Origin of the sequence: Variovorax sp. Root434 (assembly GCF_001426595.1) — a bacterium.
In the GTDB taxonomy this organism is placed as follows: domain Bacteria; phylum Pseudomonadota; class Gammaproteobacteria; order Burkholderiales; family Burkholderiaceae_C; genus Variovorax.
In genome coordinates, this window is sequence record NZ_LMEK01000024.1 from 25,525 (window position 1) to 50,952 (window position 25,428).

General features: G+C 63.9%; 25 protein-coding genes and 1 pseudogene. 8 read left to right on the top strand and 18 right to left on the bottom strand.

Annotation, left to right across the window (positions count from 1 at the left end):
* Nucleotides 1-41: 41 nt before the first annotated feature.
* The 4 genes from ASD05_RS19765 to ASD05_RS19780 all read right to left on the bottom strand — a co-directional run bounded on the left by ASD05_RS19765 (nt 42) and on the right by ASD05_RS19780 (nt 3,725).
* Nucleotides 42-1,103, bottom strand: coding sequence for an ABC transporter ATP-binding protein (locus tag ASD05_RS19765; protein ID WP_056596001.1), 1,062 nt, complete (start codon nt 1,101-1,103; stop codon nt 42-44).
* 17 nt (nt 1,104-1,120) lie between these two features.
* Nucleotides 1,121-2,041: an alpha/beta hydrolase gene (locus ASD05_RS19770; protein WP_082572185.1), complete on the bottom strand. Its 921-nt coding sequence runs from the start codon at nt 2,039-2,041 to the stop codon at nt 1,121-1,123.
* On the bottom strand, nt 2,038-2,715 hold the full coding sequence (locus tag ASD05_RS19775) for a hypothetical protein (RefSeq protein ID WP_056596006.1): 678 nt from the start codon (nt 2,713-2,715) through the stop codon (nt 2,038-2,040). Before ASD05_RS19775 ends, ASD05_RS19770 begins: the two co-directional genes overlap by 4 nt.
* Nucleotides 2,716-2,903: 188 nt before the next feature.
* The gene (locus ASD05_RS19780; protein ID WP_200955462.1) at nt 2,904-3,725 is read right to left on the bottom strand and encodes an IclR family transcriptional regulator; all 822 of its coding nucleotides are present in this window, start codon (nt 3,723-3,725) and stop codon (nt 2,904-2,906) included.
* A 132-nt stretch (nt 3,726-3,857) separates the two neighbouring features.
* On the opposite strand from ASD05_RS19780, the gene ASD05_RS19785 reads away from it, so the two are divergent.
* The 6 genes from ASD05_RS19785 (at nt 3,858) to ASD05_RS19815 (ending at nt 9,424) form a co-directional block, all read left to right on the top strand.
* A complete protein-coding gene (locus ASD05_RS19785; protein WP_056596008.1) occupies nt 3,858-4,769 on the top strand; it encodes a carbohydrate ABC transporter permease in 912 nt (303 codons plus the stop codon).
* 5 nt (nt 4,770-4,774) lie between these two features.
* Nucleotides 4,775-5,608: a carbohydrate ABC transporter permease gene (locus ASD05_RS19790; protein WP_082572186.1), complete on the top strand. Its 834-nt coding sequence runs from the start codon at nt 4,775-4,777 to the stop codon at nt 5,606-5,608.
* A 33-nt stretch (nt 5,609-5,641) separates the two neighbouring features.
* Entirely contained in the window at nt 5,642-6,964 is a 1,323-nt protein-coding gene (locus tag ASD05_RS19795) for an extracellular solute-binding protein (protein ID WP_082572188.1), read from the top strand.
* Nucleotides 6,961-7,818 (top strand): shikimate dehydrogenase family protein, encoded by an 858-nt coding sequence (locus ASD05_RS29575; RefSeq protein ID WP_082572190.1) that lies wholly within the window; start codon nt 6,961-6,963, stop codon nt 7,816-7,818. Before ASD05_RS19795 ends, ASD05_RS29575 begins: the two co-directional genes overlap by 4 nt.
* Nucleotides 7,819-7,895: 77 nt before the next feature.
* The gene (locus tag ASD05_RS19810) at nt 7,896-8,915 is read left to right on the top strand and encodes a Gfo/Idh/MocA family protein (protein WP_056596023.1); all 1,020 of its coding nucleotides are present in this window, start codon (nt 7,896-7,898) and stop codon (nt 8,913-8,915) included.
* A gap of 80 nt (nt 8,916-8,995) precedes the next feature.
* Entirely contained in the window at nt 8,996-9,424 is a 429-nt protein-coding gene (locus tag ASD05_RS19815; RefSeq protein ID WP_056596026.1) for a cupin domain-containing protein, read from the top strand.
* Nucleotides 9,425-9,469: 45 nt separating this feature from the next.
* On the opposite strand, the gene ASD05_RS19820 is transcribed toward ASD05_RS19815, so the two are convergent.
* From ASD05_RS19820 to ASD05_RS19840, 5 genes are read right to left on the bottom strand one after another with little or no spacing between them, the layout of a single operon-like run.
* Entirely contained in the window at nt 9,470-10,381 is a 912-nt protein-coding gene (locus ASD05_RS19820; RefSeq protein ID WP_056596029.1) for a LysR family transcriptional regulator, read from the bottom strand.
* Nucleotides 10,382-10,440: 59 nt separating this feature from the next.
* On the bottom strand, nt 10,441-11,229 hold the full coding sequence (locus tag ASD05_RS19825) for an enoyl-CoA hydratase/isomerase family protein (RefSeq protein ID WP_056596032.1): 789 nt from the start codon (nt 11,227-11,229) through the stop codon (nt 10,441-10,443).
* Nucleotides 11,230-11,266: 37 nt separating this feature from the next.
* Nucleotides 11,267-12,157, bottom strand: a complete 891-nt coding sequence (locus ASD05_RS19830; RefSeq protein ID WP_056596035.1) for an alpha/beta hydrolase — start codon at nt 12,155-12,157, stop codon at nt 11,267-11,269.
* Between the two features lie 28 nt (nt 12,158-12,185).
* Entirely contained in the window at nt 12,186-13,373 is a 1,188-nt protein-coding gene (locus ASD05_RS29580; RefSeq protein ID WP_082572192.1) for an alpha/beta fold hydrolase, read from the bottom strand.
* A 27-nt stretch (nt 13,374-13,400) separates the two neighbouring features.
* Nucleotides 13,401-14,108 carry a flavin reductase family protein gene (locus ASD05_RS19840; protein ID WP_056596038.1) on the bottom strand — a complete coding sequence of 236 codons (708 nt, stop codon included), beginning with the start codon at nt 14,106-14,108 and terminating at the stop codon, nt 13,401-13,403.
* A 210-nt stretch (nt 14,109-14,318) separates the two neighbouring features.
* Between ASD05_RS19840 and ASD05_RS30790 the strand changes: the two are divergent.
* Nucleotides 14,319-14,534, top strand: a pseudogene (locus ASD05_RS30790) (MarR family transcriptional regulator); the annotation flags it as partial.
* 47 nt (nt 14,535-14,581) lie between these two features.
* On the opposite strand, the gene ASD05_RS19845 reads toward ASD05_RS30790, so the two are convergent.
* The 7 genes from ASD05_RS19845 to ASD05_RS19875 all read right to left on the bottom strand — a co-directional run bounded on the left by ASD05_RS19845 (nt 14,582) and on the right by ASD05_RS19875 (nt 22,629).
* A complete protein-coding gene (locus ASD05_RS19845; RefSeq protein WP_235508045.1) occupies nt 14,582-16,003 on the bottom strand; it encodes a tannase/feruloyl esterase family alpha/beta hydrolase in 1,422 nt (473 codons plus the stop codon).
* Between the two features lie 305 nt (nt 16,004-16,308).
* Nucleotides 16,309-16,758, bottom strand: coding sequence for a MaoC family dehydratase (locus tag ASD05_RS19850; protein WP_056596044.1), 450 nt, complete (start codon nt 16,756-16,758; stop codon nt 16,309-16,311).
* The gene (locus ASD05_RS19855) at nt 16,751-18,403 is read right to left on the bottom strand and encodes an AMP-binding protein (RefSeq protein WP_056596046.1); all 1,653 of its coding nucleotides are present in this window, start codon (nt 18,401-18,403) and stop codon (nt 16,751-16,753) included. The genes ASD05_RS19850 and ASD05_RS19855 overlap by 8 nt, the downstream gene beginning before the upstream one ends.
* Nucleotides 18,400-19,140 (bottom strand): nitroreductase, encoded by a 741-nt coding sequence (locus ASD05_RS19860; protein ID WP_056596049.1) that lies wholly within the window; start codon nt 19,138-19,140, stop codon nt 18,400-18,402. The genes ASD05_RS19855 and ASD05_RS19860 overlap by 4 nt, the downstream gene beginning before the upstream one ends.
* 64 nt (nt 19,141-19,204) lie before the next feature.
* Nucleotides 19,205-19,972 (bottom strand): SDR family NAD(P)-dependent oxidoreductase, encoded by a 768-nt coding sequence (locus ASD05_RS19865; protein WP_056596052.1) that lies wholly within the window; start codon nt 19,970-19,972, stop codon nt 19,205-19,207.
* Nucleotides 19,973-20,131: 159 nt separating this feature from the next.
* Complete coding sequence (locus ASD05_RS19870) at nt 20,132-21,472, bottom strand: MFS transporter (protein ID WP_056596054.1); 1,341 nt, start codon at nt 21,470-21,472, stop codon at nt 20,132-20,134.
* 119 nt (nt 21,473-21,591) lie between these two features.
* The gene (locus ASD05_RS19875) at nt 21,592-22,629 is read right to left on the bottom strand and encodes an AraC family transcriptional regulator (protein WP_056596057.1); all 1,038 of its coding nucleotides are present in this window, start codon (nt 22,627-22,629) and stop codon (nt 21,592-21,594) included.
* Between the two features lie 239 nt (nt 22,630-22,868).
* Here ASD05_RS19875 and ASD05_RS19880 point away from each other — a divergent pair, with 239 nt between their 5' ends.
* Nucleotides 22,869-23,984 (top strand): NADH:flavin oxidoreductase, encoded by a 1,116-nt coding sequence (locus ASD05_RS19880; protein ID WP_056596060.1) that lies wholly within the window; start codon nt 22,869-22,871, stop codon nt 23,982-23,984.
* 81 nt (nt 23,985-24,065) lie between these two features.
* On the opposite strand, the gene ASD05_RS19885 is transcribed toward ASD05_RS19880, so the two are convergent.
* Together ASD05_RS19885 and ASD05_RS19890 are read right to left on the bottom strand one after the other, a co-directional pair.
* The gene (locus ASD05_RS19885) at nt 24,066-24,539 is read right to left on the bottom strand and encodes a MarR family winged helix-turn-helix transcriptional regulator (RefSeq protein WP_056596063.1); all 474 of its coding nucleotides are present in this window, start codon (nt 24,537-24,539) and stop codon (nt 24,066-24,068) included.
* A gap of 48 nt (nt 24,540-24,587) precedes the next feature.
* Complete coding sequence (locus ASD05_RS19890) at nt 24,588-25,178, bottom strand: TetR/AcrR family transcriptional regulator (protein ID WP_056596066.1); 591 nt, start codon at nt 25,176-25,178, stop codon at nt 24,588-24,590.
* Between the last annotated feature and the right edge of the window lie 250 nt (nt 25,179-25,428).

Genomic DNA, 25,428 nt, shown 5'->3' on the forward strand with positions numbered 1-25,428 from the left:
GAATCGGACGAGCGACATTCCTCTTGCGATCCTTGCAGGGATCAGTGCAACGACTCGAGCCGTTCGCCGGAGTCCGCGCGGAAAAGATGAACATGCGCGCTGTCCGCACCCAGGCGCACCTGGTCGCCGGGGCGCACACTGACCCGTTCGCGCAGCACGCAGGTGAGCTTGGTGCCGCCCGCATCGACGATGAGGTGCGTCTCCGAGCCGGTGGACTCCACCACCAGCACCCGCGCCTCCACGCCCTCGGCGTCCAGCCGCAGGTGCTCGGGCCGCACGCCCAGCGTGAGGGCCTGCCCGCTTGTGGCCGGCACGCCAGGCACGGTCCAGTGGTTGCCCGCGTTGTCCACAACGCCCTTGCCGTTCACCTTGACGGGCAGCAGGTTCATCGACGGCGAGCCGATGAAGGCCGCGACGAAGACGTTTCGCGGCCGGTCGAACAGGTCGAGCGGCGTGCCTACCTGTTCCACGACGCCATCGTGCATGGCCACGATCTTGTCTGCCATCGTCATGGCCTCGATCTGGTCGTGCGTGACATAGACGGTGGTGGCCTTCAGGCGCTGGTGCAGCTCGCGAATCTCGGCGCGCATTGCCACACGCAGCTTGGCGTCCAGGTTGGACAGCGGCTCGTCGAACAGGAAGACCTGCGGGTCGCGCACGATGGCTCGGCCCATTGCGACGCGCTGGCGCTGGCCGCCGGAGAGCTGCTTGGGCAGCCGCGTGAGCAGTGGCTCCAGCCCCAGGATCTTGGCGGCCCGGGCCACGCGCTCTTCGGTCTCCTGCTGCGGCGCATGGCGCAGCTTCAGCGAGAACGCGAGGTTGTCCGCCACCGTGAGATGCGGGTACAGCGCATAGTTCTGAAACACCATGGCGATGTCGCGATCCTTGGGCAGCAGGCCGTTCACGCGGCGCCCGCCGATGCGGATCTCGCCGCCGTCAATGCCTTCCAGGCCTGCGACCATGCGCAATAGCGTGGACTTGCCGCACCCCGACGGGCCGACCAGCACGACGAATTCACCGTCGCGGATGTCGATGCTCACGCCGCGGATGATCTGCGTGCTACCGAAGGACTTGGCTACGTCCTGAATCTCAACTGTTGCCATGATAAGAAACTCCTCGTTCAAAAGGGATGGTGTCGTCGCGCGAAGTCGGCCGCCCGCTGCAATGCCGCCGCAGCCGCACGCACACGGCTTTGCATCTTCATGAAGCCGTGCGGCACGCCCGGCACCTCTAGGTATTCGCTGGGCACGCGCGCATCGGCCAGACGCTCCGCCAGAGCGCGGCTGTCGTCGCGCAGGCAGTCGAGTGCCGCGCCCAGAACGAAGGTGGGCGGCAGCCCCCGCAGATCCGCCCGCAATGGGCAGACCAGCGGATCGTTGCGCGATGCTCCAGGCGCGTAAGCGTCCCAGTAACCGCGCATCTCCTCAGTGGTGAGACCCCAGCTGCCGTCGCCGTTCTCCCAGTGCGAAGCGGTAGCCAAGCTTGCATCGAATGCGCCGTAGAACAGCAACAGGAGTTCTGGCTGGGCCACCACCTGGCCGCGGAGGCTCAACGCCGCTGCCAGCGCCAGGGTGGCGCCGGCCGAGTCGCCCGCAAGCCACAGCGGCCCGGGGAAAGCGAGGCTCTTGCAGGCGGCAACGATCTCGTTCAGTGCGCGCGGAAAGGGATGCTCCGGCGCAAGAGCGTAGTCGATGGTCAGCACTTCTCGCTTGCAGGCCAACGCCAGCGCCCCTGCAAGGCCTTCATTGGTCTCGTGATCGCCGATGCACCATCCGCCGCCGTGGCAATACAGCACGGTGCCGGGCTGCGCGGAGGCGGGCACAAAACGCCGCATGCTCACCATGCGCCCGAGCAGCTGCTTCGATTGCAGTTCGCTCGGGACGCCGTGCGTGCCGGGCTGGCTCCAGAAACGGTTTTCGGCCGCGAAGTGCTCGCGCAGCTGCGCAAGGTTCAGGCGGCTGCGCTCTGGCAGGCCCAGTCGAGCGAGCTCGGACCAAGCCGCACGCACCTCTGGGTCCAAAGGGGAGTTGAGCTCGCTCATCCCGCTTGCCAAGCGGTCTTCAGCCGCGTGTGTTCATGCAGGTAGCGGCCCACTGACGCGTCTCCCAGTTCGGTCGACTGTTGCAACAGCGCAAGGGCCGCGTCAAAGGCGCCGGGATCACAGGCTTCCAGCAACAGCACCCAGCGAGCCGGGGCCTGCAAATCCTTGCGGTCCTTGCTTTCGGCGGTGCGCTGGCCCGACATGCCGACGTCCGAGCCCAGCAGGTGCGCACCGCTGATGCGCGGCAGCCGCGCAATGGCTTCCAGCGCCGAGCTCAGACGCGGCACAACGTCGCGCACCGTGTCGTCCGCGATGTCGAAGCGCATGGTCAGCATCGCGCCACCCGAGCCCACGCCGTGGCTGGCCACCACGCGCGTGAGTGATCGCGTGGTCGTCTGGAAATGTGCGGTGGTCGCACGCGTCCACTCCGTAGGCTCGTTCAAGCGCGACAGATAGTCGCTGCCCTGGATGACCTGGAAGCTCGCGGTTTCATACAGGGTGAAGAACTCCGGCTGCGTCGCTGCATCGGCAGCGCGATAGCGGCGCCCCCGCACAAAGCCGGGAATGCCCACGCGCTCGGGCATGTGCTCATGCAGATGCCAAGCGTAAAACTCTGCGCGCCCGGCCTCGGCGATGTCGTTCCAGATAGCCACTGCGCCTTCACCTGCCAGCATGGTTTTGCTCCTTGAATGTGGTGGGCAAGGCCTCGCGCAGATTGAGTGCGACTTGGCCGACCCTTCGAAAACACAGCGCAGCCGCTCGCCGGGCCGCGCACGATGGACGCATATAAATGAGAACGACACCTTGAACGGCGCGCGCGCAGGACACCTCTGCTCCGGCGAGCTTCCGATGGAGAAGGCCTTTATCCATTGGAGACTTTCAGCGGCGTAATCCCCATCATGGCTTCCATCACCTTGCGGCTGGGCCACAGGTCGGCGATCTCCGCCGCGGTGGCCTGCACGTCGGGCGCGATGGCTGCGATGCGCTCCGGTGGGAGTCGCGCCACGGGACCGGCCACACTGACTGTGCCGATGGCGCGGCGGCTTTGCGGATCCACGATGGCGCAGCCCACCGCGCACGTGCCTGGCTCCCCCTCCTCGATGGACGTGCCATAGCCGCGCTCGCGCGTCAGCGCAAGTTCGGCAAGCAGGCTGGCCTCGTCGCGCACGACTGGCCGGCCAAACCGGGAAGGCACGACGAAGCCGCGCGCCTTCACCAGGGCCACGGCCTGCGCGTCGTCCAGGGTTGCGAGCCACGCCTTGCCGGTCGACGTGGCGTGCAGCACCACGGGTTGGCCCATATCGGGGTCGTAACGCAGGCCGGAGAGCGAGCCCTGGGCCTTGGCGATCCAGATCAGCGCATCGTCTTCCACCAACGCGAGGCGCACCAGTTCGCCGGTGCGCGCGGCCAGTCGGTCCAGGGAAGGCTGGCAAATGTCCGTGATTCCGGAGGCCGCGAGAAAGCGAAAGCCGATGGCTGCCAGTTTCACCGTCATGCGATAGCGCTGGCTGTACTCATCCTGCACCGCCAGCCCCCGCCTCACCAAGATGGAAAGCAACCGGTGCACGGCGCTCTTTGGCAGTTCCAGTCGCCGTGCGACCTCGCTGATCGGCAGCCCTTGGGGGTAGTCGGCCAGCAGCGTGAGGATGTCCAGCACGCGCTCGATCATGTCGCCAGTGGCCACGAAAATCTCCATGTATTTAGAACAGGGTTCCAATGTAGCACCGGCATCCGACCCATTATCGAGGGATATCCCGCATGACGAGGCATATTCAAGCAACTACATTGGAACAATGTTCTATGAGAGGTAGTTTTTATGAATGCCGTTCCCTACGCGGAGGCCGCGACTGTGGCGCAGGCGGATCCCCGACCGCCGGGCTTCTGGGCGCGTTTCACCTGGTTTGCGCCAGCTGTCGCCGTGCTGCTCGCCGTCACGCTCTATCCCACGGCCGTGGTGCTGTGGCTGAGCGTCCACCGCACGCGCCTCTATGAAGTGGTGGAAGGCGTGGGCTTGGCGAACTATGTCTCGGTGATCACTTCTCCGGCCTTCCTCGAACTCAGCCTCAACTCCCTGCTGTACGTGTTCGGCGCGCTGGCAGTGGTGCTGCCTCTGGGGCTGGCCAGCGCCCTTGCACTGCAGAACATTGCGCGCGGCGCTGCGTATGTGCGCACCCTGCTATTGCTGCCCTGGACGCTGTCCATGGGCGTGGTGGGCTGCTTCTGGCTGTGGCTGCTCAATCCCTCGTACGGGCCCATGAGCTATCTGATGCGGTCCCTGGGCATGGAGCCCGGCCTGATGCTGGGCGATCCTTCGCTGGCGCTCGTTCTCGTCATCCTGGTCACCGCGTGGTGGTCTTTCCCCTACGTGATGGTGATGATGAGCGCCTCGCTGCAAAGCATCCCGGCAGAGTTGTATGAGGCGATCGACATCGACGGAGGTGGCTTGCGCGCGCGCCTGCGCCACGCGGTGTGGCCGCACATCGCGCCCACGCTGGGCAGCACCGCGCTGGCGCTGGGCATCCTCTACCTCACGCTCATCACGCTGATCCTGGTGCTCACCGGCGGCGGGCCGCTGGGCTCGACCGCCACCTGGAGCTTCGAGGTGTTCTCCAGCGCTTTCCGCTCCGTGGACCTGTCGCCCTCGTCGGTCATCTCCGTCGTGGTGCTCGTGGTCAATCTCTTCCTTGGGTACCTTTACACACGGCTCACCGGCCGCGTCTCGGGCTGAACATCATGCACATCCGTCGTTCCGAAAAAATGCTGTCCTGGGCCGTGCTGACGGCCTTGGTACTGGTCGTTCTGATCCCGCTGTCCTGGGCGGTGCTCACCTCGCTCAAGAGCGAGGCCAACGTCATGGCCTACCCGCCTACCTTCTTCCCTACCGAGCCGAGCCTCTCGGCGTACAAGGCGGTGTTCCGCAACGAGACCTTCGGCACCGACCTATTCAACTCGGTGCTGTATGCGGTCGGTGCGGTCGCGCTCGCAGTACTGCTGTCCGCGCCCGCCGGCTACGCGGCTTCACGCTTCGAGTTCCGCGGCAAGCGCACCGTGATGCTGCTGATCCTGTCCACGTCCATGATCCCCGGCGTTGCGTTGCTGGTGCCAACCTACTTTCTGCTGGACGCGCTGGGGCTCTTGAACAATGCCGCAGTCATCATCGTGGTGCAGGCCGCGCGCCTGGTGCCACAGACGGTCTGGTTCATGCAGAACTTCGTGGACGCCGTACCGCGCGAGCTGGACGAGGCCACCCAGGTGGACGGCGCCAATCACTGGCAAACCTTCACCAAGGTCATCCTGCCGCTGGTGCGGCCCGGCATCGCCGCAAGCGCCGTCATCGGCATGGTCACGACCTGGAACGACTACATCACCGTGGCCGCGTTCGCGCCCGAGGTCGCGCACCGCACGCTGCAAGTGGCCCTGGTCAACCAGGTGTTCGACAGCATCGGCATCACCTGGTCGTACGTCATGGCCTACGCCGTGGTGTCCTCGCTTCCCATCGTCGCCATCTTCGTGCTCGCGCAGCGATGGTTCATCAGCGGCCTGACCGCCGGCGCCGTCAAAGGCTAGTCCACAACATGCGCACTTAACCAGGAGACAAACATGAACGAGCAAAAACCAGCAAGCATGAATGAACAGAAATCGGCGCCGCGTACGAGCCGGCGCATCTTCCTGGGTGGCATGGCTGCCATGCTGGGCGCACCCGCGGGCCGGGCCTTGGCGCAGACCACCGAGACCATCGCCTACAACACTTTTCTCGACCCGGCCAACACCAAAGACCCGCGCGCGGTGGCGCAGACGCAGATGATTGCGGCTTTCGAGGCCAGCCAGGCGCGGGTGAAGGTACGTGTGGTGGTGGACCCCGCCGGGCAAAACGGCGTACGCGCGGCACGCGCCAAGTCGGACAGCCCTGACGTCATCCGCGTGTCCACTCTCCAGATGCCCGAGTTCGTGTCCACCGGCTCGGTGCTGGCCATCGACGAACTGATCGCGCGAGACAAGGTGGACACCACGGACTGGCTGATCGGCCTGGACCAGACCCGCGTCGCCGGCAAGATCTGGGGGTTGCAGCAGGACTATCGCATCCCGATTTACGTCTACCGCAAGAGCAAGTTCGACGAGGGGAAAATTGCCACGCCGCCGCGCACGTACGCAGAAGTGAGCGCGCTCGGCCCGCTGCTGACCAGGCAGAACCAGATGGCCTACGGCGTGCCCATCGGCCTGAGCGGCGGGATCGGCGGCGCGCAGGCCTTCGTGGAGTTCATCGTGAGCTCCATCGTTGCGGGCAACAGCGACCCTTTCTTCGCGCCCAACGGCCGAGAGATCGGCTTCAGCGACAAGCGGCTGCTGCTGGCAGCCAGCATCGTCAAGGACCTGTTCCAGAAGAAGGCTGCGACTCCCGTCAGCCTGCAGTTCGCCTATAACGAATTGCAGGATGGAATGCGTGCCGGCACCGTCGCATCCGCCACCTTCGGGCTGTACCGCTACCGTGGCTTGAAGGCCGCCGTGGCCGACGACCTGGCCTGGGCGCCGGCCCCTTCGGTGGAGCCCGGCGACAAGCACGCGGTGTACGGCTTCCAGATGTGCATCAACCGCAATTCGCCACGCCAGGGCGGCGCGTGGGAGTTCGTCAAGTTCATGGCCAGCCCGGCCGCTCAGGCGATCGCTGCGCGAGGCGGCGAAGTGGTGGCGCGGGCCAGCGCCTACAAGGACGCCTACTTCAAGACGCCGGAAGCCGAGGACCAGCTGGGCTGGAAGGCGCTGGTGGAAAAACGCGGCCGCATGGTGAACTACTCGATCATCCAGTCGACCTTCAACCAGATCTGCGGCGAAGCCTTCCAGCGCATGATCCTCAAGGACCTGGCGCCTGCCGCCGTGGCGCTCGAGGTGCGCACCCGCTACACCGAAGCGCTGGCCAAAGCATGATGCCGCGTGTCACAGGAACAACCCGGCTCTACGGGTTGGTGGGCAACCCGCTGACGACAGCCAAGTCGCCCGAACTATTGAACCGGCTCTTTTTCGAACAGCGCGCAGACGCGGTATGCATCCCGTTTGTGGTCAAAGACGATGACCTCCCTGCCTTCGTCACCGGCGCACGAGCGCTGGGGAATCTCTCCGGCGTGCTGGTCACGATGCCTCATAAGCAACGGATGCTGGCCTTTGTCGACGAACTGGATCCGACGGCCCGGCAGGTCGGCGCACTCAACGTCATCCGTTGCGATAAGGATGGGCGCTGGGTCGGTGCCATATTCGACGGGCTCGGTTGTGTGCTTGGCATGCAGTGGGAGGGTAACCATCCGGCGAACAAGTCCGTTCTTCTGGTCGGCGCCGGAGGTGCGGGAAGAGCCATTGCATTTGCAGTCGCTTCCGCGGGCGCCCGGACGTTGACCATCTTCGATGTCGACGAGCGCCGCGCCGACGACCTCGCCGCCTCCGTCGCCGCCGCAACCGGTTGCACCACAAACTCCGGCTCAGCCGATCCACGCGGATTCGAGATCGTCATCAATGCCACGCCGCTGGGTATGCATGCGAACGATCCCATGCCGGTGGATCCCGAGCGGCTGGATCCCGGCAGTATCGTTGTAGACATCATCAATGCATCCGAGCCCACGCCGCTTTGCCGCGCCGCCGATGCACGCGGTTGTCGCACCCAAGGCGGACGCCCGATGCATGAAGGGCAGGCACTGCATGCCCTTCGTTTTCTTGGATTCGATTACCGGCCTGACGGCAAGTCACTACCGGACGGACCCGAAACCACGCAGTTGTCGCCATCTGAATGAAAGGAAGATGTCATGAATGGGATTTCCAGGGTTGCCGCAGCATTCCGTGCGGCTGACTGCGCGAGGGGAGAACACGCATGAAAGTTGCATTGCTGGAGGCCAGCCATTGGCATGTCCCGCTCTATCTTGATGCACTCGAGGTGCCCGGGATTCAGGTGGTCGCCGTCTCGGATGCGGAGCATGTCAAAGGAGAGGCTATTGCCGCGCGATTCGGCAGTACGCTGTATTCGTCGGCCTATGAACTGCTCGAGCGCGAGGAAGTCGATTTCGCATTTGTGTTCGGTAGGCATTCCGAAATGCCGAAGCTCGCAGAAGCGGTGGTCGCGCGGCGAATTCCATTTGCGCTGGAGAAGCCCTGCGGTGTCAACATGTCGCAGGTTACCCGGCTGCGGAGACTGACCGAGGAAGCCGATCTTTATTGCGCGGTACCGCTCATTTTTCGCATGAGCGACCTGCTCAGCGCAGTCCACAGTGCCGAGGGCCGTGTCCCGTCGGACTTCAACTTCATGTCCTTTCGTTTCATCGTAGGTCCGCCCGGCCGTTATGAAGCCGCGGGCGCAGGCTGGGCGCTCGATCCCGCGTTTTCAGGTGGCGGGTCCACGATCAACGTCGCAACGCACTTCATTGACCTCTTCAGATTGCTGACCGGCAAGGAAGTCGCGCGCGTCTCAGCGACCATGAACTCCCGGACGCACCGGGGCGCGGTTGAGGACTACTCGTTGCTGACGATGCAAACCGAGGATGGCGTGATCGGACTCGTGGAGACCGGATACAGCTTCCCCAGCACTTCAGACGAACAGCGCGAATTCTCGTTCACCCTTTCGTCCGATGGCATGTACGCGAGGTCGGGCCCCGATCGGATCGAGTTCCGCGACCGAACCAATCTTGCCGCCGGCACTCGGAGCTTACGTCTCGAGCTGGAAACCGACGCCTACTATCCGCTGTTCGTCAAGCGGGTGCTTTCTGAATGCCGCACGGGTGCAAAACCGATCGCGTCATTGCGCGATGCCGAGGCAATGATGCAAATCATGGACGCGGCCTACGCTTCGGCTCGGCAAGGGGGTGCGCTCCAGACTCTTGCGCCGATTGCCGGGTGATCCGGCCAACCACCCATCGCCACCGTCAGCGCCGCGCATCTCGACAGCACTCGCTGACCAATCAACTGAAAGGGAATCCGATGAGCAAGACTGCGCGATACCAAGGTCCATTGCCGCTTGACCAGGCGAAATCCAAATTTGTTCTCACCCCTCTCGAGGACAACCGCTTCCATCGGGATGGTCCCCGCGCCAATGTTGAGTACCGGGATCTCGGAATGGCGGATGCTTCGGGGGGGCGCATCAGCGCCAAGCACATCCGCGCTGTCCAGCCGTTCGGCAAGGAGACCGGTTGGCATTGGCACGACATGACGGCGCACTTCGTGTACGTGCTGAAAGGCTGGGTCGAATTCAGGTTTGACGGCATGCCGGAACCGGTGACTGTCGTTGCCGGCTCCTGCCTCAGCCAGCCCGCCGGAGTGGCGCACAACGTCATTCGCCAGTCCGACGACCTCGAGCTGATAGAGATCAACACGCCCGCGGACTATGTGACGGTCGAATGTTCTCCCTGAGCAGCCGCGGCGCACCCTCGCCTCCACTCTCGGAGTTCGGAAAGATCAGCTGCGTCGCAAGTCTTCGTGGCGCTCGAAGAGCGTCACTGCCCAGTCGATGAAGACACGCACCTTCGCACTGAGGTAGCGGTTTGGCGCATAGATCACGTGGACGGGGATCGTGGGCGTACGCCAATCTTTCAGCAGCGCGACGAGTCTCCCCGCCGAAATAGCCTCATGCGCCGCGTACGAGGGCGCCTGGATGACTCCCAGACCCGCTAAGCCTGCTGCCAGGTACGAGGTGGTGTCGCTCACGACCAGCCGATGGCTCAGCGCGAGTTCGGTCTCCGTAGAACCGTCGGAGAACTGGAATGGCAGCGCACGGGCGGAGCGCCCGTAGATCATGCCGATGCTGGGTCTTGTGCTCAGATCGGCAGGGGTCCTCGGCGTTCCGTGGCGCTGGAGAAAGTCAGGCGTTGCACAGGTGACGAAGTGGAACTCGCCGATCCGCCGCGTGACCATCATCCGCTCGCTCACTTCACCGGGGCGAATGGCGCAGTCAATGCCGTCGCTCACCAGGTCGGTGTACTTGCTGGCGACGCCGAGTTCGACCTCGACGTCGGGATAGCTCTGATAGAACTCCGGGAGCGCGGGGACGATGACCCCTGCAGCGATCGCCGCCGCCGTCTCCACCCGCACCTTTCCCGAGGGCTTGGCCAGGGATTGCGTGGCCGACGATTCGATGTCCGCAAGATCGGCGAGCAGCCGCACCACACGCTCGTAGTAGATCGCCCCTTCTGGCGTGACGGTGACCGACCGGGTGGTGCGATGCAGCAGGCGCACTCTCAGTTCCTGCTCCAACTGCTGAATGAGCCGGGTTATCGTCGCGTTGGGCACATCGAGTGTGTCCGCCGCTTTCGTGAATGTTCCGGCTTCGACCACCCGGACAAAGGCGTTCATTGCAGTGATGCGGTCCATGATGCCTGCTCCAATTGACGTGCAGGCGATCATTACACTGCCTCCGGCCGCGCTTGCTTTTATCGGCCCTTGAAGTCGAGGGTCGGGCGGGGCCGGCCGGCCGTCAATGCGTCCACAGCCGACTTCAGGCCGCGCTGAACGTCCTCGGTCTCGAACAGCGGCATCGCGATGTCGAACATGACATCGTCGGCGGACGACACACCGCCTACGGCCCAGGCCCGCAGCAGCGCCTTGTGAGCGGCGTAGGCCCGGGTCGGGCCCTGGGCGACTTTCTGCGCGAAGGCACGAGCTTCGTTCAGCAGGTCGGCGTCAGCGACGACGCGGTTGACAACGCCGAAGCGCTCCATCGTGGCCGCCGGTACTTTCTCGGAGGTCATGGCCCACTCGGAAGCGCGTGAACGGCCGGCCCGCTCGGCGACCCGGTACGCACCACCCAGGACCGTGACGATGCCCAAGCTCTGTTCGGGATGCCCGAACGCGGCCGACTCGCCGGCAAAGATCATGTCGGCACGCAGGGCGAGCTCGAAGCCTCCGCCGAAGCACAGACCCTGCACCGCAGCGATAACCGGCATCGGGATGCGCTCGAAGCGGTTGAACACCGACATGTAGTGCTCGAAGCGCGCGCGCAATTCCTGGGTGACCGCGCCCGGCCAGCTCATGATGTCGCCGCCGAAGGAGAAGTTTTCTCCCGTGCCGCACACGAGCACGGCGCGCGCGTCACTGTCCGCGATGGTTGTGATTGCCGCAGCCAGCTCGTCGACCATCTGGTCGTCGATGCGATTTTGCGGCGGGCGGTCGAGGGTGAGCGTGGCAACGCCCTCGTCGAAGCTGATGGTCAGATGAGGCATGGAACAGTCCTGTGGTGGTGTCGTTGAATGGGAGCCGTCAGCCCAGGTGCAGCTTGAACCACTCGACGGCGGCCGTGCTGGACTCTTTGAACTGCGACAAGTAAGGATCGAAGTGGCCGCCTTCGATGGTCACCAGGCGCTTGGGCTGCAGCGCACGTTCGAACGCCGCGAACTCGAGGTCGGTCAGGGTGACGGTGTCTCGCGTGGCCACCACCATCAGCAGGGGCGTAGGTGAAACGCGAGTGATCCATTGCCCGGGCTCGTACATGCGTGCGGCGCGCGTGGATCGGACCGTCACGTTGTTCTCCCAGGCACCGGCGGGCACCGGCTGCAGGTAGAAATCGATGGCGTCCCGGGCGCGATAGGAGGCGGGAACGCCGGCATCGGCGCTGACGATGGCTTGGCGGCGCGGCGGCTCCCCACGAAGCTGCGCGCGGTCATCCTCTGCGAGCGCCTCTTCGAACGCGGCGACGCTTTCAGGCGGGATGCGACGCAGGCCCTGCTCGTAGCCGCTGATGGTCGGAACCTGCGCGACGACGCAGCGCAGTCGACGGTCGGTCGCGCCGAGCACCAGCGCATGGCCACCGGCGTAGCTCGTCCCCCACAGGCCAATGCGCTTCGGGTCGACGACGTCCAAGCTCTCGAGGTAGCTGATGGCGCGTCGCCAGTCGGCGATCTGGCGCCACGGGTCGACGTCGTAGCGCGGCATGCCATCGCTTGCGCCGAAGCCGCGGTGGTCATGGAGCAATACGACGAAACCGGCGTCGGCGAAGGCCTTCGCGAACCGCTCGATGCCATGCTCCTTGACGCCGGCGTAGCCATGCGCCATCGTGATGGCGGGCCGGCGCCCCTCGCCGGCCGGCACGAAGAGCCAGCCGCGAAGCTTGACGCCGCCATCGACTTCGAATTCGACATCGGTGCGATTCATCTTCTCGATCTCCTGTGACGGCGGTGTATCAGTCCACGCTGAAGAAGTGCGCCGCGGCGACCTTGCCCTCGACGCGACGGCCCAGTTCGGCCGAAAACTTCAACGCACCGCCCAGCGGACGGTGGTGGATGGCCGCGTGTACGACCTCTCCTTGTTCGTTCTTCGAGAGGATCGTGACGCCGAACAGCTTGTCGCCACCGAAGGCCTGGGCCTCCCACTCAAGGTACGTGCGCAGCCCGCTCTTCGCCTCGCGGGTGAAGGCGAGCGCTTCGTAGATCGTGCTGGCTGCCGCCATCACCGCTGTGACCTGCTCGGCACCGATCACTGGCTTTGCGAGCGCACTGGCCTCGAGAACGATGTCTGCCGCGAATGCGTCAGCAAATGCGGTCGCCGACTTCTGTTCGAACGCGCGAGTCCAATCTTGCCGGCCCACCGCGGTGCTTCGGGCACGGTCCACGGTCGCCAGGAACTCGCTGAGGACCCTGACAAAGGCATCGGGCTGCTCGACGTGCGGCCAATGGCCCGCATAGCCCACCGACGCGACGACAGGCTCGTCGAAGCGCGGTGCAACGGCGCTCGAGATGACCTCGGCGGTGACGAAGGGATCGGCCTCGCCGCGCACGATGAGAGCGGGCCCTTTGTATCGGCTGTGCTGTGCGCCGAGCGCATGGCCCCGGTTCCACATGTCGGCGAAGACGCCGACTGCGGCGGCCTCGACGCCGTCGCCGAGCTGGCTGAGCGTTTCCAGCTGCTCGTCGTCGAGGCTGGTCGAAAAATTGCGACGCAGTTCGCGTTGCGCGCTGGGGTTGCCACCCAGTGCATGAAAGGTCTTCATCACTTCGTCGGGCAGTTCGGTGCCGGCCAACGGCACGGGGGTCAGCAGCACCAGGGCTCGGACCTGTTCATTGAGCCGACCCGCAACCAGCTCCGCAATCTGCGCGCCCATGCTCTGGCCCACGAGAATGATGGGGCGAGCCAAAGCACGAACCTGCGCGGCGACATCTTCGGCGAAGTGGTCGAGGCTGTGCGGTCCGGGCTCGCCGGCGCGCTTGCCCATTCCTGGAAGATCGACGCGCAGCGCATCCGCGGCGCGGTCACCAAGACCAGCCACGACCGCGTCCCAGGCGGCGGAGCCGTCGAGGAAGCCGTGGATGAAGACGAAGGTGGACGGCGCGTGCGCGCTTTCGTGTGCAGTGGACGGGTTGTGCGAAGTCATTGGAGTCTCCTGTAGGTGGATCGAGATTCAGCGGGTCGAGCCGGAGGCGGACCATTCCTTGGTGTCGATCGGCGAGTAGCCGTCGGGTTTGCCATCCAGCCGCCCGGCTCGTTGGCCGTCCAGCGCGGCAAGGAGCTCTTCGGCCAGCGGCGTCGTGAAGGTGTTGTGCACGAGGGTGTACTCGGCGGCCAGGCGGCCGACGGCTTGCAGCGCACCCGTGTCGATGCGGCCGCCCTCCAGGTAGACGTCGTCGCGGATGTTGAAGCAGACCACCCGGCCGAATACCACGTTCTCACCCACGGCCATGGGGATGATCCGATCGAGCTTGCATTCGAGCGAGATGGGGACGCCCTTGATGCGCGGAGGGCGGACTGCTGCCGAAGCTTCCTTCTCCACCCCGACAGCGGTGAACTCATCGACGTCGGAGGCGAACTCGAAGGCCGTACGGTGCAGTGCGTGTGCCAGAGGCAGCGTGGCCAGGTTGACGACGAACTCTTCGGTGTCGCGAATGTTCACGAAGGTGTCCTTCAGGGTCACGCCGTCGGCGCGCGGCTGCAGCGAGAGCGACACCATTGGCGGCTTGCGCCCGACGGCCGTGAAGAACGAGATCGGTGCGAGGTTCGCCACCCCGTTGCCGGATTGCGTGCTGACCCAGCCGATCGGGCGGGGAAGGATGGAGCCGATCAGCAGCTTGTAGGCCGAGGTGGAGTCGAGTGTCGAGGAGTCGATGATCATGATGCGATCTTTTTTGCAATGGGATGCGGTGAACGTTCAGCGGCGCGACGCGCCACCCTCGGCCATGCGGTGAGCCCGGCGAACTCGTGGGACTTATTCGTCTTGCGGACCGTGGGACTACTCTACGAGGCACCTGTCCTGCGAGTAAGACGACGGGGGCAAAAGCACTATTTCAATTCGGTCAAAGATCGGGGCACGCGACCGATTGCAGGCGGCCGGGCCGTCGAAGCCGAAGGACTGACAACGCAGCAATGGGCGGTGCTCGGTGCCCTGTCGCACGACGAGGCCATAGGGGGAATGAGCGTGGGCGACCTCGCGCGCTACCTGAAGGTCAGCCGCATGGAGCGCGACGGGCACGTAAAGACCGCGCCCGACAGTCGCGATCGGCGCTCACGGCTGGTCACGATGACCAAGTCGGGGCAACACAAGTGCTCACACACTCAGCGCAAGGTTGCTCCAACCATGCCGGACGACTATGGAGCCGTGCACGTGAAACTTGATTCGGCGTCCGGATCGCCGCTTCCGTTGTACTTTGCGTACTGCGGGTACTTGCAAAGCGGGCGTTGCATCGCCTTTGTCCCGGGGGCCGCCAAGCTATTGGTCGCCACGATTTTCTTGCTCGAAGGCTTCACGTCCTTTTCGATCCAGTCGAACATGGGCCCGACCAGGTCGACCTTGTCAGCGCCTTGTCCGACACCGAGCCCGTTGGCGCAGTGATCCACGCCAGGCGCCTGGTAGTACTCGACAAACTGGTCCGCTGTGGCTTGGCTGCCCGCTGACGCAATCACCTTGTTGTAGTAGTCCGTGGTGTTATGCGGCGTGATCAACCAATCCGTCAGGCCATGCCAAAGCAGGAGCTTGCCCCCGTGCGCCCTGAACTGCGAGAGGTCCGGATTCACCGCATCGATCAAGCCGACGAGATAGTCGAGACGCGATGTGTACTGCGCCGGGTCGATCTGCAGTGGATCCGCGGTAGCGCTCTGCGCAACGAAGTACTTCATGAAGTCGCCGCCTAGCAGCGTCGGGCCGAGTCCACCCCAGGCTTGCAGAAGCGCCGGGTCGGCCGTTTCTCCTCCCAAGGGAAATCCCGGCCATGTGTAGCGGCCTCCTGCCACGCTGGTGGGCTCGTACATCGTCCTGGCCGATTCCAGCTGGGTATCCGTCAGGCACGAATCCGACTCGGCGCCAGTGCACTTGAGCGCGGACAGGTTGAACGTGCAAAGATCGGGCCGACCGATGACATTGTCTTTGAGCCCATCGAGTCCGTCGCACTGGCCCATCACGGCATTGGCAATGGCCTGGACCTTCGCCTTGCTCAGGGCTGCGCCGGGCTTGGCCAATTGCTTCATCTGCTTTTGGTAGTAGAGGAACTGCGGCGTGTAGGCATTCGCAGGTGCGCGCGAAATGACACCGTCGAATGCGTCTGGATATCGCTGCGCCTGGATCAGGCCTTGGCGTCCACCGCCGGAGCAACCTTCGTACACCATCTTCGCGCTGGCGACTTCTGCGCTGCCCAGCCGGGCCTTCATGATCGCCTTTGCCGGAGGAAGCACCCGTGCCACCGCCAGGTACGCGTAGTCGTTGAGCATGTCGGAATCCAGGGCGAAACTTCCCCCAAGGCTCGACCCGGTGTGCCCGTGGTTCGTCGCGATCGTGGCGTAACCCCCTTCGGCCACGCCCGGGCTCAACGCGCTGGCGGTGATCACGCCATCGAATCCGCCGCCCCCCATGAAGACGGTTCGATGGTTCCACACCGTCGGTATCCTGACTTCGAAGGCCAGATCCTTGGGCATCTCCCCGCGTACGAGGCAGTTCTCGGGAACTGCTCCCGCGGTCGGAAAAAATTGCGCCTTGGCGACGACAGCACCTTCGAAAGTCTGGCCCTGCAATTCCATGCATGCAGCTTCGGCCGACTTGGCCGCCACTGGCGCTGTGAACACCGCGGGCGCTGCTCCCGAAGAACCGCCGCCGCAACCAACCAACAAAAGGGGTGCCGCCAGCACGAGCGCGGCTGCCTTCCTCAGAGGGCGTCCAGGCACCGAGTTGCTTGCACGATGTGCCGTGGCGGCGGCGGCCCCTGGCCAAACGCGAGAGGGCCTATCTAGATTGATCATTTCTGTCTCCAATAGCTCGTTTTAGGAATGGGCAGGCGCCTGCTTGCCCGAGCGAAACGGGTCACCCCTCGGGGCGTGACCTCGACTTAGAGTTCCGGATCGAACAAGACCCTGCCGTACGCGAGCACGCTGACCCGCCCATTGGCGTCCTTCATCGAACCCTCCAGTTCGAGAACGCTCCCGTTCTTCCGGCGGGCGGCGGCCGATGTGGATGTCACGACCCACGCCAGGGTCACGGTCTCGGTCGCCAATACGGGATACAGCAGATCGACCGAAAAGCTCGTGCCCAGGACATGGCCCCTCTTGGCGAAGTGAGACCCGACCAGGCCCATCAGAAGTGACGTCGTATGCGCCCCGCTCGCGATCAGTCCACCGAATCGCGTGCTGCGTGCGAAGTCTGCGTCGTGGTGCAGCGGGTTCTCGTCCCCTGCGGCTCGTGCAAACGTGCGAACCTGCTCGTCATCGAAGCGATGGACGCGCGAGAAGCAGTACCCAGCCTCGATCGCGGGGCCCACCGCCGGCATGCACTCAATCATGAGTTGCCAACCTGGTGATGGCTTCCGTGCTTCCCGCTTCCTGGCGCAAACGGAACTTCTGGATTTTTCCGGTGGCGGTCTTGGGGAGGCTTGTGAACACCACGCGGCGCGGACATTTGAAGTGGGCCAAGCGTTCCCGGCAGAACTTCAATATCTCCTCTTCGGTCGGTGCTGCAACGCCGGCTCGCAGTTCAATGAAGACGCAGGGAACTTCGCCCCACTTCGGGTCTGGCTGAGCGACAACGGCAGCGTGCAGCACTGCCGGATGCCCATGGATTGCGTCCTCGACTTCGACGGATGAGATGTTCTCTCCGCCCGAGATGATCACGTCCTTCGAACGGTCGGTGATCTGGGCATAGCCGTTCTCATGGAGCACCGCGACGTCGCCGGTACGGAACCAACCGCCCGCGAGTGCCTTGCGCGTGGCTGCTTCGTTCTTGAAGTAGCCCATCATCACCGTATTTCCGCGCAGCATCAGTTCACCGACGGTCTTGCCGTCCCGAGGAACAGGATCGAGCGTGTCCGCGTCGCCGACCATGAGGCCTTCGAACATGGCGGCCCTCGCGCCCTGCCTCACCCTGAGCTTGCCTTGATCGGACGGCGGGAGATCGTCCCACCCGTCCTGCCAGACGCAGCTCACCGGCGTGCCGGACACCTCGGTGATGCCGAAGACATGCTCCACGTCGAAGCCCATGGCCAGCACCGCGTCCAGCACGGCGATCGGCGGAGGCGATCCGGCGGTCAGTACGCGCACCGGCCGGTTCAACCTGATGTGCCGCGAAGAGTCCGCCAACATGGCCATGACGATCGGAGCGGCACAGAGATGATCGACTTGGTGCACGTCGATCGCCTGCAGCACCGCTTCGGCGGACACCCGGCGCAGGCAGACATGCGTACCCGCTGCGGCCGTGATCGCCCATGTGAAGCACCAGCCGTTCGCATGGAACATGGGCAGCGTCCACAGATACCTCGGTGCCCGCGGAACGGCCCAGTTCGTGTTCTGGAGCAGGCTCATCAGGTAAGTGCCGCGGTGGCTGACGACCACGCCTTTGGGATCGCCCGTCGTGCCGGAGGTGTAGTTCAGGGCGATGGGCTGCCACTCGTCAGACGGCCAGCGGCCCGCGAAATCCGGATCGCCACTTGCGAGCAGAGATTCGTAGTCGGCCTCGCCGATGCGCTCGCCAGGCGGTGCCAGATGATCTTCGATGTCGATCACCGAAGGCGGATGGTCGAGCTTCTTCAGCGCCGCGGCGACGACTGCGGAGAACTCGCGATCGACCAGCAGCAGCCTGCACTCGCCGTGCCGCAGGATGAACGCGATTCCCTCCGCGTCCAATCGGTGATTGATGGCGTTGAGGACTGCGCCGGCCAGCGGCACGCCGAAATGCGCTTCCAGCATGGCCGGTGTGTTGGGTGCGAGAACGGAGACGGTGTCGCCCGGCTCGATGCCCCGCGCGACGAGTGCCGACGCAAGGCGATAGCAGCGCTCGCGTGTCTGCTCCCACGTCCGCGTCAGATCGCCGTGCACCACCGCCACGCGCTTCGGATGCACGAGGGCGGCCCGATCCAGGAAGCCAAGCGGCGTCAGTGGCACATGGTTCGCTTCGCAGCGGTCAAGGCCCGTTCCATAGGACTTCGCACTCATGGTCTTGTCTCCTTGGCTGTATGGTGAAACGTCGTGAATGTCGACACCGGCTCACGCTCGGTGACGAGCGAGTTCTCGATGGAAGCTGGGTCGGCATAGCCAAGGCTCATGCCGCACACGAGCATCTGCCCGACGGGAATCTCCAGGAAGTCGGCGATCTGGCGGTGAAACTTGAGGAAGGCTGCCTGGGGGCAGGTGTGAAAATTCCGAGCCCTCGCAGCAATCATCACGCTCTGCAGGAACATGCCGTAGTCCAGCAGGCTTCCTTCCGCGAGTTCGCGATTCACGGTGAAGAAGAGCCCGACGGGAGCGTCAAAGAAACGATAGTTGCGCCCATGCTGCTTGTGCATGCGCTCCTTGTCGCCCTTGGCTATCCCTAGCAGGCCATACAGGTCCCACCCAACTTTTCGGCGCCGTTCGAGATACGGAGAAAACCATTCGCGCGGGTAGTAGTCGTAGGGCTCCTGAAGGTCCTGCGAACCTTCCGGGTCGTCATCGAGCTCGGCCAGCACTGCAGACAGCTTCGCCTTCGCCTCGCCGGTCAATACATGCACGCGCCACGGCTGCATGTTCATGCCGGAGGCGCTGTAGCGCGCCGTCGAAAGAATGGCTTCGACTTCCTCGCAAGGCACGGGCGTGGGCAGGAAAGCTCGCACGCTGCGTCGGCTGGAGATGGCCCAATCCACGGCCTCTCGCAGGGCTTCTGCGCTCAATGCGGGCGCGGTCACTCGGTTCATTCGAAAAATCCTTCTCTTCTCATATCTTTGGTGCCGCGCGTCAGGGGCAAGAGGTACTCGGTGGTCACTTGGGAGCCATGCGGATCGCACCGTCCAGACGAATCACTTCGCCGTTGAGGTACTGGTTTTCGATGATGTGCAACACCAGGCTCGCGAACTCGTCCGGACGACCCAATCGCGGAGGGAAAGGCACCATCTGTCCCAGCGCTTGCTGCACCTCGGCCGGCATGGCCGAAAGCATTGGCGTTTCCATGATTCCCGGTGCCACGGCCACCACCCGGATTCCCACGCGCGAGAGCTCCCTTGCAACAGGCAGCGTCATGGCGGCGATCCCTCCCTTGGAGGCGGCGTATCCCGCCTGGCCAATCTGCCCATCGAAGGCGGCAACCGACGCCGTGTTGACGATCACGCCGCGCTCGCCGTCTTCCGTGGCGCTGTACTTCGCGATCTGCGCGGCCGCGAGCCGCAGCACATTGAAGGTACCGACCAGATTGATCTGGATCGTGCGCGCGAAGGCATCCAGATCATGCGGACGTTCGCGCCCCAACACCTTCTCCGCGGGCGCAACCCCTGCACAGTTGACGGCACCGTGGAGGTCGCCCAAGGCTTCGCGGAAAAGCCGCAGCGCATTCTCGACATCGGCCGCGGACGTGACGTCGGCCCGGACTGCAATGGACCGGTCTCCCAGCTCATCGCAAAGGGCCTGCGCTGCGGCAATGTCCCGGTCCAGCAGAAGGACGGAAGCGCCCGCCCTCACCAGGCGCCGAGCCGTCGCCGCGCCCAGGCCGGAACCTGCGCCCGTGATGACAAAACCACGATCTCTTGCTTGCATTCTTGTCTCCTTCGCACCTGCTCACCCGCAAGTGCCTTGTCGATTCACTCTATCCACCGAGCCCCTTCGCGGCCATGTCCGATCACGTCAGTAACGTGGGGCGTACGGACACCCGTCGGGGCCAGGCGATACCGCCTCCTTCGATGCGGGCTTTGCTTGCTAGCTGGCCAGTGCGTTCACGGCTCTGGTGCGCGTCGAATCGGCTCGCGATTGGTTCACGAACGTGACGGCGACAGCCCCGAGAAGCCCGGCAACCGCGATCGCCATGAAGTTCTGCTCCATGGGAAGCTTCAAGGAGACAAGCCAACCGATCAGAACCGGTGCGACGATGGCGCCAATGCGGCCAACACCGGAGGCGAAGCCCACACCCGTTGACCGTGTCGCAGGCGAATAGAAATCACCGGCGTATGCATAGGCCAGGAGTTGCGTGCCCAACGTGGAAGCACCAACGATGAACACGGCCAGGAACAGCAGTTCAGTCGACTTCGTATACGCGAGTGCGGTCAGGGATATGGCACCTGCTGCATAGAAGCCGATCAGAACGTGTTTGATGTTGAACTTGTCGCTCAGCAGTCCTCCGCCGATCGCGCCGACAATGGCGCCGACGTTGAAGACGATCACGAAGTTCAGGGCGGAGCCGAGGCTGTACCCTGCCATGGCCATCAGCTTGGTGAGCCACGAGTTCAGCGCATAGACCATGAAAAGGCCCGTCATGAATGCGACCCAGATCATCACGGTGCTGAGCCCACGGCCCTCCTCGAACAGGCTGCGTATGGGTGCTGCGCGCACCTTGTCGGTGGGCGATCCAATGTAGACGACGTCCATCGCATGCACCTGCTCGGGCGCAATCCTTGCCGCCATCGCCCGGAGCTGCCGCTGGTCACCCTTCTTGACGAGGAACGACGGCGACTCCGGCATCGTCTTGAGGATGAGCGGGATCAGAAGCACAGGAAGTCCCGCCACGTAGAACACCCACTGCCACCCGTAGCCTTCGATCAGTTGCTTGGCGGTCAGGGCGACAAGAATGCCGCCCACTGAATAGCCGGCAAACACCAGCGTCACCAAGCGTGTGCGCAGATTCGATGGAGCGAACTCGCCCATCTGCGCCGTCACGATGGGGAGCACGCCTCCGATGCCCAGGCCGGCGATGAAGCGGGCGACGCTGAAGCTGATCGGGTCATGGGTCAAACCGGCCGCAGCGGTGAAAAGACTGAAGAACGCAACGCACACCGCGATCATGCGCGGACGCCCGATTCGATCCGCCAAGGTGCCAAGAAAGATGGCCCCCAGCATCGTGCCAAGCAACGCGGACCCGGCCATGACGCCGGCGCTTGTTGCATCGACCCCCATGTCTTTCATGATCGACGGGAGCGCTGCCCCGACGACAGCCAGGTCATAGCCGTCGATGATGAGGATCAGCACGCACCAGAAAAGGACGAGCCCGTGGAATCCATTGAAACGCGACTGACCCGCCAAGGCGTGCACATCGACTTGTTGCATGTTGTCTCCTGTCGTTGGTGTTGGCCGCTTTGCGCGGCGTCGACCGGAGGTTATTTCTGCAACTGTTCGATGCCCATGCCCAAGGACCTCGATATGAGCGGGGCGTCAGGACACGGGAGCTACGGGCGCGATGAGCGCTCCTGCGTCGGGTTGCTGGCGGAGCGATAGGCGCCGGGGCTGACGCCGGTCCACTTCTTGAAGGCGCGATGGAACGCACTCGTTTCTTGAAATCCAGTCTGTGCGGCAACCTCCGCCACGGTCAACGACGCACTCGACAGCAGGTCAATGGCGATGTCGCGGCGCAGGTCGTCCTTCAACCGTTGATAGCTCAAACCTTCCTGCTGCAACCTGCGCTGGAGCGTGGTGCTGGAAAGGCGCAACTCCCGAGCGATTTTTTCCAGCTCCGGCCACTCGTCCGGCATCCGGCTGCGCAAACTCTTTCGAATCTGAGCGCTTGTACTGGCGTCGTTGTGATACTTGACAAGCAAGTTCGCGGGAGCCGCGCGGAGAAAGCTATCGACCGTCTCGGGCGTCTCTGCGATCTTCAGGTCCAGCAGGTCGCTCGCGAACACGATGTGCGTGGTCTCGGCATTGAAGGTCACGTTGTCGCAGAACCGTGTGCGGTAGTGACTATCGTCGACGGGCGGCGCACACCGAAACTGCATCTCGCTCAAGGGAATGCGCCGATGCACCAGCCAGCATGCCAGGCCGTGCACGAGGATGAACCAGGTGCCGTAGCCGAACAACCGGCGCAGCACGCCGCCGTCGTGCAGGATCACGCGAGCTTCGCTTTCCGTCCGGATCAACTCGCCACGAAAATCGTCCAGCGTCGATCGAAGGAATCTGAGAATGCGGCGCAGGGCGTGCTCGAGGTTGTCCGAGCTGACAGCGGCACGGGTCATGAGCGCATAGCTTCCGCGCCGCAGCCCGTGGCTGTCCAGACCGAAGAACTCGTCGTCCATCAGATCCGCAAGCGCGACCCACATGCGCGAATACGCCGCGGCGGAGATGCGCGCGCGAGGAGAGTTCAGCAACTCGCGATCCAGCTTGGCGAGCTCGAGGACATGGGTGATGTCCATGTTGCGAAGCTGCGCGGCATGAAGCGCTTCATGCACGAGTTCGATCGCGATGGTTCCCTTCAGTCCTGCGGACTTCATGCTCGTCTCCGGCGAATGGCTTTGATCAGGTGCGTGTGCCATCAATGTGCCTGGGCGGCCTTGAAAAATCCAGTCGCTTGCCGTGCGAGGCATGAGGCGCGAAATCGGGGGCGAAGCATTGAAGTGGGCGATCAATCATGTTCGGTTTCCTCGGATATACCTGGGCACTTCAAAGTGCCTAATTGACACTAGGTTTACGGTGTATACCATTCGCCAGGTCTTACAACCGAGAGCTATCCATGTCATCCGTCGACACCAGCGCGCTGTTCCAGCCACTCACCCTCAAGAACCTCCAACTCAAGAATCGGCTTGTCATGGCGCCGATGACCCGCACCTTCTCGCCCAACGGTGTCCCCGTCGAGGCCAATGCGGCCTACTACCGGCGCCGTGCAGAAGGCCAGGTCGGGTTGATTCTTTCGGAGGGTACGGTCGTCGATCGCCCTGCCTCCCGCAACGATCCCAACATCCCGTTCTTCCACGGCGAAGCCGCGCTGGCCGGCTGGAAGGGAGTGATCGATGCCGTGCACGCAGCCGGCGGCCGCATGGGTCCGCAACTCTGGCATACCGGTTCGGCGCTCTACACCGAGTGGGAACCCGATTCGCCGGTGGAAAGCCCGTCGGGCCTGGACGCACCGGACAAGCCGCGCGGTGAAGCCATGACCGAGGAAGCGATCGCGGACACCGTGGCGGCGTTCGCTGCAGCTGCGGCAGATGCCAAGCGCCTGGGCTTCGATACCGTGGAAATTCATGGTGCACACGGCTATCTCATCGACCAGTTCTTCTGGTCCGGTACCAACAGGCGCACTGATGGGTATGGCGGCGCCACGCTCAAGGAGCGTTCGCGGTTCGCCAGCGAGATCGTGGCCGCCACCCGCAAGGCGGTGGGTCCCGACTTTCCGATCATCATGCGCGTCAGCCAGTGGAAGCAGCAGGACCTGACCGTGCGTCTCGCACCCACGCCAAAGGAGATGACGGATTGGCTGCTGCCGCTCGTGGAAGCTGGCGTGGACGTGTTGCATTGCTCGCAGCGGCGTTTCTGGGAGCCGGAATTTCCGGAGATCGACGGCGAAAACGGCCTGAACTGCGCAGGCTGGGCCAAGAAGCTGACCGGTGCGACCACGATCAGCGTGGGCTCTGTGGGCCTGGACGGCGACGTCCTTAACGCCTTTGCCGGCAAGGGATCGAAAGCGGCGAGCGTGCAGCAATTGGTCGAGCGCATGGAACGCAATGAGTTCGACTTGATTGCCGTCGGCCGTGCATTGCTCGGCGACCCGCACTGGGTTTCGAAAATTCAATCGGGGGATCACAAGAACCTGAAGGGCTTTGATGCCGCCGCACTGGGTGCGCTCGTCTGATGCAACTGCAACGCTGATCACAGATCGCTGGTCGGCCGCTTTCAAATAGCGGCCGAAGCCTTCTTCATGGCTTGATGTCATTCATTCCACTGCTGAAATGCGCGTCACGCACTCTCCGATGAGCGCATGCAGTGCGCTGACATTTCGGCTCCCGATCAATCGGTGCACCTTGGCTTGGGCCACGCTCCAGTGAGGCATGCCCTCGGCACACTTGCCGCGGCCCGCAGCGGTGATACGCACGCTCCGAGTGCGCCCGTCAGAACCCGGTCCAAGATCCACCCAACCTGCCGAGATGAGTGGCCTGAGAGTGCGTGTCAGCGTTGATGGAGAGAGCGACATCGTCTCGGCCAGATCGCAGGGGCGCACCGGCCCGTGCGCCAGGACCTCCATCAACAGCCGGTACTGCGTGATTCTGAGACCGACCTTGCCGAGTTCCGCGTCATATTGCTGCCTGATCACGCGGGCGAGCTGATGCGCCTTGGCGTCGGTACAGGCTGACCGCTGAAGGCCCGCGGCAGCGATCGCGTGCGTTTGCGGTGCAGAGAGCGTTTGCATTGGCGCACGTGCGGGAGTGGCGCGCCTGGACAACATCGGCTTCGACTGTCAGGACACCTTGGACGGCTTTGCGGGAGCCTCATCCAGCGCGTGCGTCTGGTCGATGAAGCGGCGGCTGGAGGCGAGGATCTCTTTGCGGGTGCGCTCGGATTCGACCGCGCGCGACAGGACCAGTGCACCGACGCACTGGGCAATCAACGCCCATGCCGCATCCGGGTCGCCGATGCGCGAGCTCCAGCTCTTCTGCAGGCGCTTCAGTCCCCCCTCGACGGCCGCACGCACTTCGGGGCCGGCCCGGGCGATCTCGGGCCCGAGGGCCGGCAGGACGCAGCCGGTTTCGGGATGCAGCGCGTGGTACGAACTCAGGTAGCTGCGCAGGCGCTTGGCGACGTGGTCGGGCGGCGAATCGCGGTCTCCGGCCAGCATGTCGGTGCTGTTCGAGATCTCGTGCTCGAGCAGCTCGGCGAACAGCGCCTCCTTGGACGGGAAATGGCCATAGAACGCTCCCCCGCTCAGGCCGATGCTCGCCATCAATTCATCGACGCCGGTGGTTCCGAAGCCGCCCTTCTTCGCGATGGCACGGGCATTCGCGAGCAGTTTCTTGCGGGTTTCCTCTTTGTGGTTTGCCGGATAGCGCATGAATGAGCCTCTACAGATCTTGGAGCACCATCATAGCATGCCGACCGTTTGGTAAACGGTCATGGCTCCATCGGTTCATCGATCTGCCGGGCGAGGGTTTCTACCTGCTGCAAACCTACCCCAGCGTGTTGACGCTGCAGTGATTGCAAATCTATAGTTCACCAACGTTTACCAAACGATCGTTATTCAAATCCAAACGGATGATCCGATGACCCAACCGACCCAGCTGATCGTGCAAGGCATCTCCAGC

Excerpts from the sequence above, each read along its gene's own strand:
- ASD05_RS19850 (WP_056596044.1), bottom strand. The coding sequence starts at position 16,758 with ATGATTGAGTGCATGCCGGCGGTGGGCCCCGCGATCGAGGCTGGGTAC.
- ASD05_RS19880 (WP_056596060.1), top strand. The coding sequence starts at position 22,869 with ATGTCATCCGTCGACACCAGCGCGCTGTTCCAGCCACTCACCCTCAAG.
- ASD05_RS19785 (WP_056596008.1), top strand. The coding sequence starts at position 3,858 with ATGAATGCCGTTCCCTACGCGGAGGCCGCGACTGTGGCGCAGGCGGAT.
- ASD05_RS19825 (WP_056596032.1), bottom strand. The coding sequence starts at position 11,229 with ATGCCTCATCTGACCATCAGCTTCGACGAGGGCGTTGCCACGCTCACC.
- ASD05_RS19875 (WP_056596057.1), bottom strand. The coding sequence starts at position 22,629 with ATGAAGTCCGCAGGACTGAAGGGAACCATCGCGATCGAACTCGTGCAT.
- ASD05_RS19885 (WP_056596063.1), bottom strand. The coding sequence starts at position 24,539 with ATGCAAACGCTCTCTGCACCGCAAACGCACGCGATCGCTGCCGCGGGC.
- ASD05_RS29575 (WP_082572190.1), top strand. The coding sequence starts at position 6,961 with ATGATGCCGCGTGTCACAGGAACAACCCGGCTCTACGGGTTGGTGGGC.
- ASD05_RS19890 (WP_056596066.1), bottom strand. The coding sequence starts at position 25,178 with ATGCGCTATCCGGCAAACCACAAAGAGGAAACCCGCAAGAAACTGCTC.
- ASD05_RS29580 (WP_082572192.1), bottom strand. The coding sequence starts at position 13,373 with ATGACTTCGCACAACCCGTCCACTGCACACGAAAGCGCGCACGCGCCG.
- ASD05_RS19770 (WP_082572185.1), bottom strand. The coding sequence starts at position 2,041 with ATGAGCGAGCTCAACTCCCCTTTGGACCCAGAGGTGCGTGCGGCTTGG.
- ASD05_RS19795 (WP_082572188.1), top strand. The coding sequence starts at position 5,642 with ATGAACGAGCAAAAACCAGCAAGCATGAATGAACAGAAATCGGCGCCG.
- ASD05_RS19815 (WP_056596026.1), top strand. The coding sequence starts at position 8,996 with ATGAGCAAGACTGCGCGATACCAAGGTCCATTGCCGCTTGACCAGGCG.
- ASD05_RS19820 (WP_056596029.1), bottom strand. The coding sequence starts at position 10,381 with ATGGACCGCATCACTGCAATGAACGCCTTTGTCCGGGTGGTCGAAGCC.
- ASD05_RS19775 (WP_056596006.1), bottom strand. The coding sequence starts at position 2,715 with ATGCTGGCAGGTGAAGGCGCAGTGGCTATCTGGAACGACATCGCCGAG.
- ASD05_RS19840 (WP_056596038.1), bottom strand. The coding sequence starts at position 14,108 with ATGATCATCGACTCCTCGACACTCGACTCCACCTCGGCCTACAAGCTG.
- ASD05_RS19860 (WP_056596049.1), bottom strand. The coding sequence starts at position 19,140 with ATGAACCGAGTGACCGCGCCCGCATTGAGCGCAGAAGCCCTGCGAGAG.
- ASD05_RS19865 (WP_056596052.1), bottom strand. The coding sequence starts at position 19,972 with ATGCAAGCAAGAGATCGTGGTTTTGTCATCACGGGCGCAGGTTCCGGC.
- ASD05_RS19870 (WP_056596054.1), bottom strand. The coding sequence starts at position 21,472 with ATGCAACAAGTCGATGTGCACGCCTTGGCGGGTCAGTCGCGTTTCAAT.
- ASD05_RS19790 (WP_082572186.1), top strand. The coding sequence starts at position 4,775 with ATGCACATCCGTCGTTCCGAAAAAATGCTGTCCTGGGCCGTGCTGACG.
- ASD05_RS19765 (WP_056596001.1), bottom strand. The coding sequence starts at position 1,103 with ATGGCAACAGTTGAGATTCAGGACGTAGCCAAGTCCTTCGGTAGCACG.
- ASD05_RS19830 (WP_056596035.1), bottom strand. The coding sequence starts at position 12,157 with ATGAATCGCACCGATGTCGAATTCGAAGTCGATGGCGGCGTCAAGCTT.
- ASD05_RS19845 (WP_235508045.1), bottom strand. The coding sequence starts at position 16,003 with ATGGAATTGCAGGGCCAGACTTTCGAAGGTGCTGTCGTCGCCAAGGCG.
- ASD05_RS19855 (WP_056596046.1), bottom strand. The coding sequence starts at position 18,403 with ATGAGTGCGAAGTCCTATGGAACGGGCCTTGACCGCTGCGAAGCGAAC.
- ASD05_RS19810 (WP_056596023.1), top strand. The coding sequence starts at position 7,896 with ATGAAAGTTGCATTGCTGGAGGCCAGCCATTGGCATGTCCCGCTCTAT.